Genomic DNA, 15420 nt, shown 5'->3' with positions numbered 1-15420 from the left:
GGCGACCTGCTTTGGGAGCTTCCGATGCTCAAACAAGGAGATAGAGCGGGGATTGAAGATCTGCCGCTCTAGCATCGGGGGTGACGATGCAACAGGAGAAGACCATGAGAAAGACGACCAGACTTGCACTCGTTTTCGCAGCCCTGGCCGGCGCCGTCGGCACCGCTGCCTATGCAGACGAGCACTCCGGCGCCGGGCCGCGCGAGGGCATGATGATGCGCCTCGGTAAGGTCATGAAGGACAATGACGGCACCATCACCTTCGACCAGTTTTCCGACGCCATGAACGCGCGGCTGAAGAAGATGGTCGCCGACAATGGCGGCAAGCTGACCGTGGCACAGCTCGCCGACGCGCTGGAGAAGGCACGCTTCGAGCAGATGGCCAGGCGCATCATCGCCCGCTACGACACCAAGGGCGACGGCACGCTGACCGCCGACGACATCACCAGCCGCCAGAAGAAGGTGTTCGCCATGCTCGACCGCGACAATGACGGCAAGATCGAGAAGAACGAACTGCCGAAGGGTCCCGGCCGTCACCACCAATGGGGCGGCGACGGCAATGACGGCATGCAGTGAGAATTAATAACCTCTCCGGCGGCGCGAGCCGCCGGAGACTTATTTTGTCGTTTCAGGCAGCGGCCTTGACCGCCTGCGTGGCTTTCTTGATCGGGATGCGTACCGAGACGATCGTGCCGACGCTTTCGGTCGAGCGGATCTTCAACGCGCCACCCTGAAGCTCGGCCAGCGAGCGCGAGATGGCGAGGCCGAGGCCGGAGCCGGCATGGCTCTTGGAGAACTGGTTTTGCACCTGTTCGAACGGCCGCCCGAGCTTGCTCAGCGCCGCCTTCGGGATGCCGCAGCCATTGTCCTCGATCGTCAGGATCAGCGCGCTGGAAATGCTGCGGGCCCTGACCGAGATGTGGCCGCCTTGCCCGGTGAACTTCACGGCATTCGATAACAAATTGATGAGGATCTGCTTGATCGCCCTGCGGTCGGCGAACAGCGTCAGCGAATCGGCGATGCGGGTTTCGACGGTGATCGATTTTTCCGCCGCCTGCAGCGAAACGACGCGAACCGTTTCCCTGATCAGCGGGCAGAGATCGATTTGTTCCTGATCCAGCGCGAACTGGCCGGCCTCGATCTTCGACATGTCGAGGATATCGTTGATGACGCCGAGAAGATATTTGCCGCTGCCGTTGATGTCGGTGGCATACTCTTCGTAGCGCGGCGAACCCAGCGGCCCGAACAGGCCCCGTTCCATCAGTTCCGAAAAGCCGATGATCGCGTTGAGCGGCGTGCGCAACTCGTGCGACATATTGGCCAGGAATTCAGATTTGGCCCGGTTCGCCGCTTCCGCCCGCTCGGTTTCCTTCATGTATTTGCGATTGAGCTCGACGAGTTCGCGGGCCCGTTCTTCTTCCGCCCGACGGGCAAGGCTGAGGTCGTGGATCGTTGCCATCAAACGGCGCTCGCTGTCGACCAGCTTCTCCTGGTGCAGCTTGATCTGGGTGATGTCGGAGCCGACCGAGACGGTGCCGCCGTCCCTTGTCCGCAATTCGTTCACCTGAAGCCAGCGGCCGTCGGCAAGCTGGCGCTCGAAGGTCACGCCCCCCTGCGGTCCGTTGGTATTGGCAAGCCGCCGCTCCGAGGCGAACGCCAACATGCGTTCATCCAGCACGGCGCGCGGGGCGCCCGGCATCACGTCGCGATCCGACAGGCCGTTATCCTGCTGGTATTTGGAATTGCACATGATCAGGCGCTCGGACGAATCCCACAGCACGAAGGATTCGTTGATGTTTTCGATGGCTGTCCTCAGGCGCAGGTCCGCGGCTTCGGAGCGCAGCGCCAGGTGCCGCTGCTCGGTGACGTCGACGGCGATGCCGATCAGCTGGATCTCCGGGGCTTCCGGGTCGATAACCTGTGCTCTTGCCCGCATCCAGACCCATTGCCCGTCGGCATGACGCATCCGGAACACCTGGTCGATGTGGTCGATCTCGCGCCCGACGATCCTGTTGGCGAGTTCAAACAAATCGCCGTCCTCGGGATGGATGATTTCGTCGACTTCGCCGAACGACAGCATCGTGTCGCAAGGCTCGTAGCCCAGCATGTCGTACATCGAGCGCGACCAGTACATCTTGCCGCGCACCATGTCCCAGTCCCACAGGCCGCAGCGGCCGCGCACCAGCGCCATGTCGATGCGCTGGTGGGCTTCGAGATAGATGCGGTCGGCGGCCTGGGCGCGCGCCGCCTGGCCGAAATAGGCGTAGAGGATGATGATCAGCACGCCGGCCGTCAGCACAAACAGCGTGACGTTGAGCGAGACCGTCTTGCGCCAGGTGTCAAAAACTGCCTCCTGCGGCACAAAGGCTGCCGCGGCACCCCTTCGGCCATTCGCCAGGCTCACCGCCGCGTACCAGTCCTGTCCGCCGATGCTGACCTCCATCACCCCGGCGCGGTCGCCGAACATGAACAGCGGCTGCCCGCCCTGCACGACGCCATCGAGCGATCGCCCCTCCCAGTGCGTCGACTGCGGCGATACGGCAATGATCTTGAAGGCGCTGTCGGTGATCGCCAGTACGTGGCTTCGGCCCATCGCGCCCTGACGGCCGGTTCCCTCCAGCAGGTCCTGGATCGCGCCGGGCGTCGAAACCATGGTCGCGTCGGCAGCGATCGAACTGGCCAGTTGGCCCGCGGCCAGCGCAAGGATCGCCTTGGCGTCGCGCTCGATCTCGTCGCGCTCGTTCATCAGCGACAGAAAGCGCAATACTGCAATGATCAACAGAAAGATGATGATGAGGGCCGGTATCGATCGCCGCAACAGCGGCTCGGCTGCCAGCAGCCGTCGGTAGGCAGGTTCGGCGATGAGCCGCGTATTGCCGGCGAGACCGTCGCTTCGCGCCTCGCGTCGCTCAAAAGCCGTCCCACCGGGCGCGCCCCACGCGTCCGCCTTCGCCATAAATGGCACTCCCCGATTTTCAATCTGCTTGACGATCCGGCAACGCCGCACTTCCGAATCGTCTGTAAAGAATCAAAGGTGATTCGCCTTGTCCAGAGGCGCGGCGAAAAAAGATTAAAAATCGACTAAAATAATGCGGTTTTCGGGCGAGACGCCATTGTGGTGGTGAGCCGGCGCGTTGTCAGGCCAGCGTGCGCTCGACGATGTCTCGCAAATCGGCCGACAGCTTCTCTGCATTGGCGATCGAAAGCAGCGCCTCCCTTGCCTTGGCCTGCCGCACCGGTTCGAGCGACCGCCAAGACCTGAGCGCCGTCGCCAGCCTGGCGGCCACCTGCGGGTTGCGCTTTTCCACCTGCAGCACCGTTTCGACGAAAAGCCGGTAGCCCTCGCCGTCGGCGCTATGGAAGCCGGTCTGGTTGGCGCTGGAAAACGTACCGATGAGTGAGCGCACCCGGTTCGGGTTGGCCATCGAGAACGTCGGGTGGCCGGTCAAAGCGCGCACCGCATCGACGGTTTGCGGGCCGGGCACACTGGCCTGGATCTGGAACCATTTGTCCATGACCAGCGCATCGGTTGCATATCTCGCCTCGAAATCGGCCAGCGCCTTGGTCGCCCCCGGTGAGCCGTGGTGACGGTGCGCAAGCACGGTCAACGCCGCGGCCCGGTCGGTCATGTTGGTCGCCGACTGGAAGTGCCGGGCAGCGAGTTCCGCGCCTCCCGGCAGCAAGCAGAGATAATCCAGCAGGACATTGCGCAGTGCACGCCGCCCGGCACTGGTCGCATCCGGGCTGAACGGACCATTGTCGGCGAGCCGATCGTAAAGTTTGGAGAATATCTCGCTGTTGGTCTCGGCGATCGCAACCACTAGCGCCTCGCGCGCCGCGAAAATGGCGTCGGGGTCGATGTTCTTGCCGATGTCGCGGGCGATATCGGCCTCGCCGGGCAGCGCCAGCGCCAATGCCCGATAGGCGGGTTCGAGTGCTTCGTCGCCGGCTATCTTGCCCGCAAGCTCGGTCAGCCGGGCGCTGAACTCGGGTTGCCTGTGGTCCAGGATCTGACGGAAGGCTGCAATCAGGGCATCGGTCAAAAGCGTGTTGAACGCCTGCCAGCGCGAGAAGGCGTCGCTGTCATGGCCAGCCAGAAAAAACTGGTCGTCGGGCCGTTGCTCGACCGAAAGCGTCACCGGCGCCGAAAAGCCACGGTTGAGCGACATGGCCGGACGCTCGGCAATCCCGGAAAACCTGACGACATGGCGACGTTTGCGGATATGGATGACACCGTCCTCGACGTTCGCCCCTTCGACGCCGCTATGCGCTATCGCCTCGCCACCGGCGCCAACCAGGCCGAAGGCAAGCGGAATGTGCATCAGCCGCTTGCGGCTTTCCGCCGGTGTTGGCGGCACCGACTGCTCGATTTCGAGTGTGAATTCTCGCGCCGCCGGATTATACGCCGAGCTGGCGGTCAGGTTCGGCGTACCGGCCTGATGGTACCACAGCGAAAACTGCGACAGGTCGCGACCGGAGACGTCTTCGAACACCTTGATGAAGTCTTCGATCGTCGCCGCCTGGCCGTCGTGACGTTCGAAGTACAGGTCCATGCCGGCGCGGAACGTCTCGGCGCCGAGGATGGTATGGATCATGCGCACGACTTCCGAGCCCTTTTCGTAGACCGTCGCCGTGTAGAAATTGTTGATCTCGCGGTAGCGGCGCGGCCGCACGGGATGCGCCAGCGGCCCCTGGTCCTCGGGAAACTGATGGGCGCGCAGCGTACGCACCTCGGCGATGCGCTTGACGGCGCGCGAGCGCTGATCGGCGGAGAATTCGTGGTCGCGGAAAACGGTCAGGCCTTCCTTCAGGCAAAGCTGGAACCAGTCGCGGCAAGTGATTCTGTTACCTGTCCAATTGTGGAAATACTCATGCGCGATGATGGCTTCGATATTGGCGAAATCGGCGTCCGTCGCGGTTTCCTGGTCGGCCAGCACGTACTTGTCGTTGAAGATGTTGAGACCCTTGTTCTCCATCGCGCCCATATTGAAGTCGGACACGGCGACGATGTTGAAGACATCGAGGTCGTATTCGCGGCCGAACGCCTCCTCGTCCCATTTCATCGAGCGTTTCAAGGCATCCATGGCGTAGCCGGCGAGCCTCTCCTTGCCCGGTTCGACATAGATTCCGAGCTCGACGTTGCGGCCAGACAGGGTAACGAAACTGTCCGAGATCCTGCCGAGGTCGCCCGCCACCAGCGCAAACAAATAGGACGGCTTGGGGAACGGGTCGTGCCAGACCGCATAGTGCCAGCCGCCGGCAAGTTCGCCGCTGCCGGCCGGGTTGCCGTTGGACAAAAGCAGCGGCGCCTCACGGCGCTGAGCTTCGATGCGCACCGTATAGACCGACAGGATGTCGGGGCGGTCGAGGAAATAAGTGATGCGGCGAAAGCCTTCGGCCTCGCACTGCGTGCAATAGACGTCGCTGGAGCGATAGAGGCCCATAAGCGCTTCGTTCCGCGCCGGCGCCAGCACGGTTTCGATTCTCAGTTGGAAGCGCCTTGCCGCAGGGGGGCTGACGATTGTCAGTTGATCGGGCGTGGCGAGAAAATCCGCAGGGCTCGTTTCCTGGCCGTCGATGGCGATGCTGCTGAGCGTCAGCCCGTCGCCATCGAGCACCAGCGGCACTGATGCCGCAATCCCGTCGCGGCGTTCGACCGCCAGCACGGCGGTGACATGCGTTGCTTCAGGTGAAAGGCGGAAAGTCAGGCTGGTTTCCGGAATGAGATAATCGCTGGGGCGATAGTCTTCGAGCTTGAAGACCTGGCCGGTATCGGTGCGCATTCCTTGATTTTTCCTGTCGATCCGGGAGTGGCGGGCGGGTCCGCTGGTCCAAATAAATTGAAGTCTGCGCTCTTTACACGAAACACTCCCTCGACAAAACTGCAGCGACGTCTATTTCAGGCGATCATTTCCCAAGCATCATCGCGAGGCTTCCATGACCGTCGTCACGCCGAAATTCGGGATGGGCGCCTCGGTGCTGCGTCGCGAGGCCTTCAAGGGCGCCGGGGAGGCGAGTACGATCGGGTCGACGCGTGCCGCGCTCAATGAGGTGACCGACGCTCTCTACAGCGCCTACGGCATCAGACATATCGACATGCCCGCAACGCCGGCGCGCATCTGGGCGGCGATCCAGGAAGCAAAAGGGGCGTGACAGCCGAACCGGACTTGCCAGTGCTTGCTGCCGGCGACCACGCCGGCGAACACAGCACGCTAACCGGGATCGTGCTCAAGATCGTATCGGTGGCGGTCTTCGTCGGCATGTCGTCCTGCATCAAGGCGGCAGGCACGGTGCCGGCGGGCCAGATCGTCTTTTTCCGCTCCTTCTTTGCCATCTTTCCGATCATCGCCTTCCTCGCCTTCCAGGGGAAACTCGGCACCGCCTTTTCGACAAAGCGCCCGCTCAACCACATTGCGCGCGGTGTTGTCGGGGTTTGCGCCATGGGGCTCGGCTTCTTCGCGCTGACGCGGCTGCCGCTGCCCGAGGCGATTACGCTGAACTACGCGCAGCCGCTGCTGGTCGTGGTGTTCAGTTCGATCTTCCTCGGCGAAGCCATCCGCATCTATCGCTGGAGCGCGGTTGCCGTCGGCCTGGTCGGGGTGCTGATCATCTCGTGGCCGGAACTGACGCTGCTGGGCTCGGGCGCTGCCCTTGGCGACCAGGAGGTGCTCGGCGTCATCGCCGCCCTCATAGCCGCGGCGATCTCGGCCATCGCCATGCTCCTGGTGCGCAACCTCGTCCAGAGCGAGCGGACGGCGACCATCGTGCTGTGGTTCTCTGTGACGGCGAGCGTCATGGCGCTGCTTTCGCTGCCATTCGGCTGGCAGGCGCTGACGCCAGTGCAGGCGGGGCTTCTGATTGCCGCGGGTTTTTGCGGCGGGCTCGGCCAGATCCTGATGACCTCGGCCTATCGCCATGCCGAAGCTTCGGTCGTGGCACCGTTCGAATACACCTCGATGATCCTCGGCGTCGTGGTCGGCTATCTGGTCTTTGGCGACGTCGCCACGATCAACATGCTGGTCGGCGGCATTATCGTCGTCGCAGCGGGCATTTTCATCATCTGGCGTGAGCGCCAGCTCGGCCTCGAACGCACCCGCACGCGCAAGGCGATCGCGCCACAGGGGTGATCAGCCTTTCGCCGCGTCGGCCCGCCCTTTCGCCAGCCGCACCAGCACCGCCCGCGTCTGCTCGTCGGCCGGGAAAAAGGATTCGATCGCCAGCTCCGACAACGTCACGTCGAGCGGCGTGCCGAATACGGTGATGGTGCTGATGAACGACAGCATCGCGTCGCCATGGGCAAGCTTGAGCGGATGGACAATCGCATTCGGTTCGACCGGCGCCGGCCGGCTGCCTTTGAGGCCGGACGGATAGGCCCGAAGCTCGCGCTCGAGCTCGACCAGCACCGGATCGGCGGTAGCATCGTTCTGCTGCTTCAGCCGCTCCAGAAGATGCGTCCGCCATTCCGCAAGGTTGACGATGCGCGGCGCGATGCCGCCGGGATGCAGGCTGAGGCGCAGCACGTTGACCGGCGGCGTCAGCAATGAGGCATCGGCGACATTGGCGAGGAACGGGCCTATGGCGGCGTTCGCCGACACCAGGTTCCAGTGCCGGTCGACGGCAAGCGCCGGGAACGGCTCGTGCGCCTTGAGCACGGTCTCGACCGCCGCCATCGCCGGCGCCATCGAGGCATCGTCAAGCGGCCGCTCACTGAAGCTCGGGGCAAAGCCGGCGGCCAGCAGCAGCTGGTTGCGCTGCCTGAGCGGGATCGAAAGCTGCTCGGCCAGATGCAGCACCATATCGCGCGAGGGTGCGGCGCGGCCGCTTTCGACGAAGCTCAGATGCCGCTGCGAGATCTCGGCCTCCATGGCGAGGTCGAGCTGGCTCATGCGCCGGCGTGTACGCCATTCGCGAATGAGACTGCCGGCGGAAATCTGGACTGCTGTCATGACGAGATGACTAGGCCGGTGGGAGAGGGATTTCAATTACCTGGGAAGTCATCGGCACTGTCTTTCCCTTCTCCACCACAGAGAGAAGGAAGAGGCGCGCGAACCTCAACTCAGCGCCCGCAACTTCGCCTTCACTTCGAGGAAATCCCGCCACGCCAGCTTCTTGTGCGCCGGCGTCCTCAGGAGATAGGCCGGATGCAGGGTCGGCATGGCGGGAATTGCGACGCCGGATGGGGTCGTGTGGACGCGCCAGTTGCCGCGCAGCCGCAATATGCCTTCGGAGGTGTTGAGCAGGGTCTTTGCCGACGGGCCGCCGAGATTGACCAGCACTTTCGGAGCAACCAACTCGATCTGCCGTTCGATGAACGGCCGGCATATCTCGGTCTCGTGCGGCGTCGGCGTGCGATTGCCCGGTGGCCGCCAGGGAATGACATTGGCGATGTAGACTGAATTTCGATCAAGACCGATCGCGGCCAGGATGTGGTCGAGCAGCCGGCCAGAGCGGCCGACGAACGGCAGGCCCTCTATGTCCTCGTCGCGGCCCGGCGCTTCGCCGACCAGCATCACCTCGGCAGTCGGATTGCCGTCGGCGAACACCAGGTTCTTGGCCGTGAATTTGAGATTGCAGCCGTCGAATGCCGCCATGTCCTGGCGAAGCTCGTCGAGGTTTGCCGCCGACCTCGCCAGTTGCCGCGCTAACGCTGCCTGCGCCTCGTCGGGCACCGTTGCGGTGGCCGGGGGCATTCGCACAACCGGGGCCGTATTCGGTCTCTCGCCCATTTCGGCGCGCGACACGCTCGTCGAGCGTTGCGGCGCCGCATTTTCACCGGCCGGCAGAGCGGCCGCCGCGGGTACCCGCTCCGGCGGCCTGGCTTCTGCAAACCTGTTTACCGGCTGTTCTTCAAGTGCCTCATCGACGCCAGCGCTGGCGTAGAAGGCCAGCAGCTCGGCGAGATCGGCTCGGTTATTGTGGGGGGCGGCAGTCATGGTTTCACATTCGGCCGCGGAGCTTGAATTTGCAAGTTCAGCTCGACGGTATGCGCGGATCCTGCACCAGATAGAACGTCCAGCGCGGCGTGTAGTCGGTGATCAGGAAATAGAAGCTGGCGGTCTTCAGCGGGTCGATCTTGCCGTTCTTGAACAGCAGGCGGTCATACGGTTCGAAATTGCGGTCGAAATCGGCGTAGCTGCTCGACCAGATATTTTCGGGCGTTTTGTTGCGCTGGTCGAACGACAGGCCGTCGCCGAACACGCTCGGCTGGTCGAGGATCTCCTGGAGTTCGAACTGGAACTCGACCCAGGCCTGGCCGCTATTGTTGAGCACGTCGATGCGCATGTACATCAGCCCATTGGCGAAGTCTCCAGCCTTGCCGAACGGCTGGATCGGCTTCGTCGTGCGAATGGCCAGCGTTACCGGCGTCGCTGAATTCAGCTCTTCGGTGATGACGAGCGGATCCTCCTTCGTGCCGACGCCCGAAGCCCCGGTGATGCGGAAGCCGCCGCGCTCGTCGGAAAAGGAGTAGGCGCCGGTCGCCCAGACCAGTCGCGGGTCGGCGCGGGCATCGACGGCCGCCAGCGGCAGAAGCGCCAAGAACGCCGCACGGCAAATCCGGCCGGGCGTGAAAAAAAAGCGCGTCGATGAAAAGCCAGCCGGCCCGAATATGCGCATGGCGGGAAGTATGGCCGATAAGCAAGCCGTCGAACAATTAAAAACATCAGTGCGACATATCTCTACAAACGGAATAGGATTTAAGATTGGTGCTCGCCACCGCGAATCTGTGCGGCAGGACGCGACTTTTTGACGAAATCGGTATTGTCACGTCCGCGCCGGTTTCCCGTCGCTATTTGATGCGCTATGCAGCGCGTGAGCCAGCAAGATGCCGGGAATAGCGAGCCAGTGAGGGGTCGATGAGCGATATCGAACGCGAAAGCATGGAATTCGACGTGGTCATCGTCGGCGCCGGCCCGGCCGGCCTCGCCGCCGCGATCCGTCTCAAGCAGGTCAATCTCGAGCTTTCCGTCGTCGTGCTGGAAAAGGGCGGCGAAGTCGGCGCGCACATCCTGTCCGGCGCCGTCGTCGATCCGATCGGCATCGACCGGCTGTTGCCCGGCTGGCGCGAAGAGGAGGGTCATCCCTTCAGGACACCGGTCACCGACGACCATTTCTTGGTTCTCGGCGCCGCCGGTTCGTTCCGTCTGCCCAATATCCTGATGCCGCCGCTGATGAACAATCACGGCAACTATGTCGTCTCGCTCGGCAATGTCTGCCGCTGGCTGGCGACAAAGGCCGAGGCGCTGGGCGTCGAGATCTATCCGGGCTTTGCCGCGGTCGGCCTGCTCTACAACGAGGCCGGTGCGGTCACCGGCGTCGTCACCGGCGACATGGGCGTCGAGAAGGACGGCACGCACGGCCCGGGCTTTGCGCCGGGCATGGCGCTGATGGGCAAATATGTCTTGATCGGCGAGGGCGCGCGCGGCTCGCTGGCCAAGCAACTGATCGCCAAATATCACCTTTCCGACGGTCGTGAGCCCGGAAAATACGGCATCGGCCTCAAGGAACTCTGGCAGGTCAAACCGGAAAACCACCGGCCGGGCCTTGTCCAGCATTCCTTCGGCTGGCCGCTCGATATGAAGACCGGCGGCGGCTCCTTTCTCTACCATCTCGAGGACAATCAGGTGGCAGTCGGCTTCGTCGTTCACCTGAACTACAAGAACCCCTATCTGTCGCCCTTTGACGAGTTCCAACGCTTCAAGACCCATCCGGCGATCCGCGGCACCTTCGAGGGCGCCAACCGGCTGGGCTATGGTGCCCGCGCCATCACCGAAGGTGGCTGGCAGTCGGTGCCGAAACTGTCCTTCCCCGGCGGTGCGCTGATCGGCTGCGCGGCCGGCTTCGTCAACGTGCCGCGCATCAAGGGCTCGCACAATGCCGTGCTCTCCGGAATGCTGGCCGCCGAGCATGTCTGTGATGCGATAGCCGCCGGCCGCGCCAATGACGAACTGGCCTCCTACGAGGCCGCCTGGCGCGCCACCGATATCGGCAAGGACCTGAAGAAAGTGCGCAACGTCAAGCCGCTATGGTCGCGCTTCGGCACCATTGTCGGCGTCGGCCTTGGCGGGCTCGACATGTGGCTGAACACGCTGTTCGGCTTCTCGCCCTTCGGCACGATGAAGCACGGCAAGGCTGACTACGCCACGCTGGAACCGGCCGCCGCGCACCAGAAGATCGCCTATCCGAAGCCGGACGGGGTGCTGACCTTCGACCGGCTGTCGTCGGTGTTCCTGTCCAACACCAACCACGAGGAAAACGAGCCGGTGCATCTGCTCGTCGCCGACATGGACCTGCAGAAGCGCTCCGAACATGACGTCTATGCCGGGCCCTCGACGCGTTACTGCCCGGCCAGCGTCTACGAATGGGTCGACAAGGACGGCAATGCCGCCGCCGATCCTGCGGCCAAGGATGTGCGCTTCGTCATCAACGCGCAGAACTGTGTGCACTGCAAGACTTGCGATATCAAGGACCCGAACCAGAACATAAATTGGGTGCCGCCACAGGGCGGCGAGGGCCCGGTCTACCAGAACATGTAAGTCACAAGGTTTGCTCCGGACCAAACAAGATGAGGAGCAGCGCAACCATAGGATTGTTGAATAGACCGCCTGCCTGTGTTTCCTTTCTGTGACGACAGGGAGGAAGGAAAATGCGTCTGGCAGTTCTGACGAGCGCTGTGGCGATCGGGGCGTTGTGCACCCCTTTAGCCTTGGCCGACACTAAAGTATTGGTCAAGACACGAACTTATAACATTGCCGGAACCACCGGCGCGGCCCTGATCGAGGCCATGGATCGCAGTGGGCCGAAGCACGGCTTCATGACCCACGCCATCGCGCAGACCGGCTACAGCGTCGATGATTGGACCTTCGACGCCCATACGGAAAACGGCGTCTGCCGCCTGCACCAGGCCAACGGGACGCTCAATCTCTTCTATACCTATCCCAAACTAGCCTCAGCCACGTCGCCGGCACTGCAGAAGCGGTGGAAGCGGTTCTTCGCTGGCGTCCGCGCCCATGAAGAGACCCATGGCCGCATCGCCAGACAGATGATGCGGGCCACCGAAAAGTCGGTTCGAGGGTTGACAGTCGGTGATGACCCGCACTGTTTCGAGGCACGTCGCGAGGCAAAGCGCCGGATCAATGCCATCTATGCCGAATATGAAGCAAAGCAGAAGGCCTTCGATGCGCGCGAGCATCGCGACGGCGGCCCCGTCGAGCACCTCATCCGCGCTTTTGTGGGCCAATAATAAGCCCGGGTAGAGATTGGACTGCGGATTTTCAGCTTCGGGCCCCGCCAGGCAGCGCCGCAAGCGCGGTCGCCGTCTGGTGCTCGTCGAGCGGCTTTTGTTCATCCGAGCGTAGCGAAAATTCCACCAGCACCGGCAGATGATCTGAGCCGGTGTCCTCAAGGGTCGACGCCGAACGGATGACAATTGCACCTTTGCTGAAAACCTGGTCGATCGGCAGTCCGGCGAAGCGCAGGAAATCCGGCAGCCTTCTGTAGAGCCAGGTCGGCCCGACCGACGGCATTACAGTCAGCTTGCCAAGCGATGCGACGCGCCGGACGGCGGCGCTCCATGGCGCTGCGTTGCAGTCCCCCGCCAGGATCGACGTCTCGCCAAGCGAGGCGATTTCGTCAGACAACCCTCCAATCTGCCGTGATTGGTTGTGCGGCCATGGCCAGGTGAGGTGGATGGCGGCGACATCGACGTCGGTTCCGCCGAAATCGACCGTGGCGATCGCCATCGCGCCCCGGCTGTCGCAGTGCGGCTCTGTGCCCACGGCAAACGGTCGTCTGGACAGCAGCGCAACGCCGAATACGCCATTGGGATACGGGCAGAGGATCCGGTAGGGATAAGCGCCGGACAGCAGCCCAAGCTTTGCCTTCCACATTTCGGACACCTCATCGAGGGTGATCACATCAGGCTGGGTCCGACCGATCAGCGACAGCACCTTCTCAGGCGTTGGATTGTTGAACCTGAGGTTCATCTGCAGCAGGCGGTAGTCCGCCTCGCCGCCGGGCCTGGCGTCGTAGGCGGCCTGCACCTGCCATAGCCGCGAAAGCGGCAAGGCATTCGACGTGGTGGCAAAGGCGGCCACCGCAAACAGCAATCCGGCGGCGGCCTGCAGGCGAAACGAGGTGGCGAGCAGCGGCAGCGCGCAAAGCGCCATCAAGAAGGCAAAATGAACGCGGAAATGAGCAAAAGAATCGAAGGCCGGATGCAGCGATCCGAAGAACCCGGCCACCAGCGCGACCGAGAGTGCAAGCATTGCGACGAACGCCAGTGCAACCGTCATGTCTCGAACACGTGCCATCGCTTTGTCTATCGGCAGAAATGCGGCTCAATCAAGATGACGAAACGTCCTGCCGTGGACCGACACATGCGATCGGCAGCTACTGGAAGGCAGTTTCCGAAAAGCTCCTGAGCTTGCGCGAATGCAGCCGCTCCATCGGCATTTCGGCCAGCTTCTCCATCGCCCTGATGCCGATGGTCAAATGCTGCGCCACTTGCCGCTTGTAGAATTCGGTCGCCATGCCAGGCAGCTTCAATTCGCCATGCAGGGGCTTGTCGGAGACGCAAAGCAGCGTGCCATAGGGCACCCGGAAGCGAAAGCCGTTGGCGGCGATCGTCGCCGATTCCATATCGAGCGCGATCGCCCGCGACTGCGACAGCCGCTGCACCGGCCCGCGCTGGTCGCGCAGCTCCCAATTGCGGTTGTCGATGGTGGCGACGGTGCCGGTGCGCATGATGCGCTTGAGGTCGTAGCCGGAAAGCCCGGTGACCTCGGCGACCGCTTCCTGCAGCGCCACCTGGATTTCAGCCAACGGCGGAATCGGCACCCAGACCGGAAGGTCGTCGTCGAGGACATGGTCTTCCCGTACATACGCATGCGCCAGCACATAATCCCCCAGCGCCTGCGTGTTGCGCAGACCGGCGCAATGGCCGAGCATCACCCAGGCATGCGGCCGGAGCACCGCGATATGGTCGGTGATCGTCTTGGCGTTGGAAGGGCCAACGCCAATATTGACCATGGTGATGCCGCCATGGTTCGGCTTCTTCAGATGATAGGCCGGCATCTGCGGCAGGCGAGGCGGCGCGGCACCCTCACCGGGCGCGCTGTCCCCGACTTTGGTCACAATATTGCCCGGCTCGACGAACTCGACGTATCCGTCACCGCCATTGGCCATCAAATCGCGTGCACGGGCGACGAATTCGTCGATATAGAACTGGTAATTGGTGAACAGCACGAAGTTCTGGAAATGCTGGGGACTGGTCGCGGTGTAATGCGACATCCGATGCAGCGAATAGTCGATCCGTTGCGCGGTGAACGGTGCCAGCGGCCGTGCCTCGCCCAATGCCACTTCGAACGTGCCGTTGGCGATCTGGTCGTCGGTGCCGTCGAGATCCGGCACGTCGAACAGGTCACGGATCGGCCGTTTAATGCGCTCGGCAGCAGTGCCGTCGACATGCGTGCCTTCGAGAAAGGCGAAATGCAGCGGGATGGGAGTGGTCGATTCCGAAACCGTGACCGGAACGCCGTGGTTGCGCATGATCAGCCGAAGCTGTTCGGTGAGATAGCTTTCGAAAAGGGCAGGCTGGGTGACGGTGGTCGAGAAATGCCCCGGCGTCGGCATGTGGCCATAGGCCTGCCGCGAGTCGATCTGGGTGAACGAACTCGTGGTGACGCCGATCTCCGGATAGAAGGCCCGGTAGCGTTTGTTGTTGTCGCCGCCCGCGGCGAGCGCGGCAAATGAATCGCGCAGGAACTTGGTATTGCGGTCGTAAAGCACCTGCAGGGCGGCGACCGCCTTCTTGGCGTCGTTGAAGCTCTGTCGGCCAAACGGCTCCGGCGTGACGACCGATTCAATGGCTTGGGGATAGATTCGCTTTTCCATGACCCAATATAGAGAGTTGGGCGCGCGGTTGGGAGGGGGTAAGGCGGTCTCAGAACGCTGTTGGGCGTTTTCTTTCCTGCGATTCAACCGCGCCGCAGGCTGACCAGCAGCACAAAGCCGAGACCGGACTTCCTCAGCGCAGGCGCCTCGATGGTCGAACCGGCATCGGCGCGCATCGTCGGTACGGCCAGAACCGGGGCCGCCAGAAGCATTAGGATGAGCGCCGTCCGCGGCAGAAGCCGAAGGATCTTGAGGACGTTGGCGGTGAGGTGGGTCATGGCGTGGTTTTCTAGATTCTCGCTGTCGGGTTCAGTGGCGAAGCTGGTTCGGGCAACCGAGCCGGCAGGAAATGGCGACGTCCCAGGCGCGGGCCGGACGGCCGGCTTCGGCGACAAGGACAGCGAACAACATGCCGAACAGGCTCATCAGCAGGCAGACGATGGTGAAGCGGCGGGCAAGCATTGCGCGGTGTCTCCTTCAACACGCATGACAATGCCTTGCCCCGGCTGAACCAGCTCTGATGCCGGCG

General features: G+C 62.9%; 14 protein-coding genes. 5 read left to right on the top strand and 9 right to left on the bottom strand.

Going from position 1 to position 15420, the window contains the following annotated elements:
* The first annotated feature begins 104 nt into the window (after positions 1-104).
* Positions 105-575, top strand: coding sequence for an EF-hand domain-containing protein (locus tag NKH91_RS21950; protein ID WP_352481890.1), 471 nt, complete (start codon positions 105-107; stop codon positions 573-575).
* 52 nt (positions 576-627) lie between these two features.
* On the opposite strand, the gene NKH91_RS21945 is transcribed toward NKH91_RS21950, so the two are convergent.
* Together NKH91_RS21945 and pepN are read right to left on the bottom strand one after the other, a co-directional pair.
* Positions 628-2955: a PAS domain-containing sensor histidine kinase gene (locus NKH91_RS21945; RefSeq protein WP_023718378.1), complete on the bottom strand. Its 2328-nt coding sequence runs from the start codon at positions 2953-2955 to the stop codon at positions 628-630.
* 181 nt (positions 2956-3136) lie between these two features.
* Entirely contained in the window at positions 3137-5782 is a 2646-nt protein-coding gene (pepN, locus tag NKH91_RS21940; protein WP_352848228.1) for an aminopeptidase N, read from the bottom strand.
* A gap of 154 nt (positions 5783-5936) precedes the next feature.
* Between pepN and NKH91_RS21935 the strand changes: the two genes are divergently transcribed.
* Together NKH91_RS21935 and NKH91_RS21930 are read left to right on the top strand one after the other, a co-directional pair.
* Entirely contained in the window at positions 5937-6152 is a 216-nt protein-coding gene (locus tag NKH91_RS21935; RefSeq protein ID WP_352848267.1) for a hypothetical protein, read from the top strand.
* Positions 6149-7126, top strand: coding sequence for a DMT family transporter (locus NKH91_RS21930; RefSeq protein ID WP_502899017.1), 978 nt, complete (start codon positions 6149-6151; stop codon positions 7124-7126). Before NKH91_RS21935 ends, NKH91_RS21930 begins: the two co-directional genes overlap by 4 nt.
* Here NKH91_RS21930 and NKH91_RS21925 read toward each other — a convergent pair whose 3' ends face one another.
* The 3 genes from NKH91_RS21925 to NKH91_RS21915 all read right to left on the bottom strand — a co-directional run bounded on the left by NKH91_RS21925 (position 7127) and on the right by NKH91_RS21915 (position 9614).
* Complete coding sequence (locus tag NKH91_RS21925) at positions 7127-7945, bottom strand: helix-turn-helix domain-containing protein (RefSeq protein WP_352481886.1); 819 nt, start codon at positions 7943-7945, stop codon at positions 7127-7129. It lies immediately after the preceding gene.
* A gap of 105 nt (positions 7946-8050) precedes the next feature.
* Entirely contained in the window at positions 8051-8932 is an 882-nt protein-coding gene (locus tag NKH91_RS21920) for a uracil-DNA glycosylase (protein ID WP_352848231.1), read from the bottom strand.
* A gap of 37 nt (positions 8933-8969) precedes the next feature.
* Positions 8970-9614, bottom strand: coding sequence for a hypothetical protein (locus NKH91_RS21915; RefSeq protein WP_023718372.1), 645 nt, complete (start codon positions 9612-9614; stop codon positions 8970-8972).
* A gap of 239 nt (positions 9615-9853) precedes the next feature.
* On the opposite strand from NKH91_RS21915, the gene NKH91_RS21910 reads away from it, so the two are divergent.
* Entirely contained in the window at positions 9854-11533 is a 1680-nt protein-coding gene (locus tag NKH91_RS21910) for an electron transfer flavoprotein-ubiquinone oxidoreductase (RefSeq protein WP_352848234.1), read from the top strand.
* A gap of 110 nt (positions 11534-11643) precedes the next feature.
* Complete coding sequence (locus tag NKH91_RS21905) at positions 11644-12240, top strand: DUF922 domain-containing protein (RefSeq protein WP_352588719.1); 597 nt, start codon at positions 11644-11646, stop codon at positions 12238-12240.
* Between the two features lie 31 nt (positions 12241-12271).
* Here NKH91_RS21905 and NKH91_RS21900 read toward each other — a convergent pair whose 3' ends face one another.
* The 4 genes from NKH91_RS21900 to NKH91_RS21885 all read right to left on the bottom strand — a co-directional run bounded on the left by NKH91_RS21900 (position 12272) and on the right by NKH91_RS21885 (position 15353).
* On the bottom strand, positions 12272-13309 hold the full coding sequence (locus tag NKH91_RS21900; protein ID WP_352848237.1) for an endonuclease/exonuclease/phosphatase family protein: 1038 nt from the start codon (positions 13307-13309) through the stop codon (positions 12272-12274).
* 79 nt (positions 13310-13388) lie between these two features.
* Positions 13389-14891, bottom strand: coding sequence for an AMP nucleosidase (locus NKH91_RS21895; RefSeq protein WP_352494832.1), 1503 nt, complete (start codon positions 14889-14891; stop codon positions 13389-13391).
* Between the two features lie 83 nt (positions 14892-14974).
* Positions 14975-15169, bottom strand: a complete 195-nt coding sequence (locus NKH91_RS21890; RefSeq protein WP_352848239.1) for a hypothetical protein — start codon at positions 15167-15169, stop codon at positions 14975-14977.
* Positions 15170-15200: 31 nt separating this feature from the next.
* The gene (locus tag NKH91_RS21885; protein WP_023718367.1) at positions 15201-15353 is read right to left on the bottom strand and encodes a hypothetical protein; all 153 of its coding nucleotides are present in this window, start codon (positions 15351-15353) and stop codon (positions 15201-15203) included.
* Between the last annotated feature and the right edge of the window lie 67 nt (positions 15354-15420).

This window comes from Mesorhizobium sp. M0894 (assembly GCF_040319725.1).
Lineage (GTDB): Bacteria > Pseudomonadota > Alphaproteobacteria > Rhizobiales > Rhizobiaceae > Mesorhizobium.
This window is presented reverse-complemented; position numbering and strand designations above follow the sequence as displayed.

What these genes read in the sequence shown, in the direction of transcription:
- NKH91_RS21900 (WP_352848237.1), bottom strand. Translation starts at nt 13,309, where the DNA reads ATGGCACGTGTTCGAGACATGACGGTTGCACTGGCGTTCGTCGCAATG.
- NKH91_RS21905 (WP_352588719.1), top strand. Translation starts at nt 11,644, where the DNA reads ATGCGTCTGGCAGTTCTGACGAGCGCTGTGGCGATCGGGGCGTTGTGC.
- pepN (WP_352848228.1), bottom strand. Translation starts at nt 5,782, where the DNA reads ATGCGCACCGATACCGGCCAGGTCTTCAAGCTCGAAGACTATCGCCCC.
- NKH91_RS21910 (WP_352848234.1), top strand. Translation starts at nt 9,854, where the DNA reads ATGAGCGATATCGAACGCGAAAGCATGGAATTCGACGTGGTCATCGTC.
- NKH91_RS21885 (WP_023718367.1), bottom strand. Translation starts at nt 15,353, where the DNA reads ATGCTTGCCCGCCGCTTCACCATCGTCTGCCTGCTGATGAGCCTGTTC.
- NKH91_RS21950 (WP_352481890.1), top strand. Translation starts at nt 105, where the DNA reads ATGAGAAAGACGACCAGACTTGCACTCGTTTTCGCAGCCCTGGCCGGC.
- NKH91_RS21895 (WP_352494832.1), bottom strand. Translation starts at nt 14,891, where the DNA reads ATGGAAAAGCGAATCTATCCCCAAGCCATTGAATCGGTCGTCACGCCG.
- NKH91_RS21925 (WP_352481886.1), bottom strand. Translation starts at nt 7,945, where the DNA reads ATGACAGCAGTCCAGATTTCCGCCGGCAGTCTCATTCGCGAATGGCGT.
- NKH91_RS21935 (WP_352848267.1), top strand. Translation starts at nt 5,937, where the DNA reads ATGACCGTCGTCACGCCGAAATTCGGGATGGGCGCCTCGGTGCTGCGT.
- NKH91_RS21920 (WP_352848231.1), bottom strand. Translation starts at nt 8,932, where the DNA reads ATGACTGCCGCCCCCCACAATAACCGAGCCGATCTCGCCGAGCTGCTG.
- NKH91_RS21945 (WP_023718378.1), bottom strand. Translation starts at nt 2,955, where the DNA reads ATGGCGAAGGCGGACGCGTGGGGCGCGCCCGGTGGGACGGCTTTTGAG.
- NKH91_RS21890 (WP_352848239.1), bottom strand. Translation starts at nt 15,169, where the DNA reads ATGACCCACCTCACCGCCAACGTCCTCAAGATCCTTCGGCTTCTGCCG.
- NKH91_RS21915 (WP_023718372.1), bottom strand. Translation starts at nt 9,614, where the DNA reads ATGCGCATATTCGGGCCGGCTGGCTTTTCATCGACGCGCTTTTTTTTC.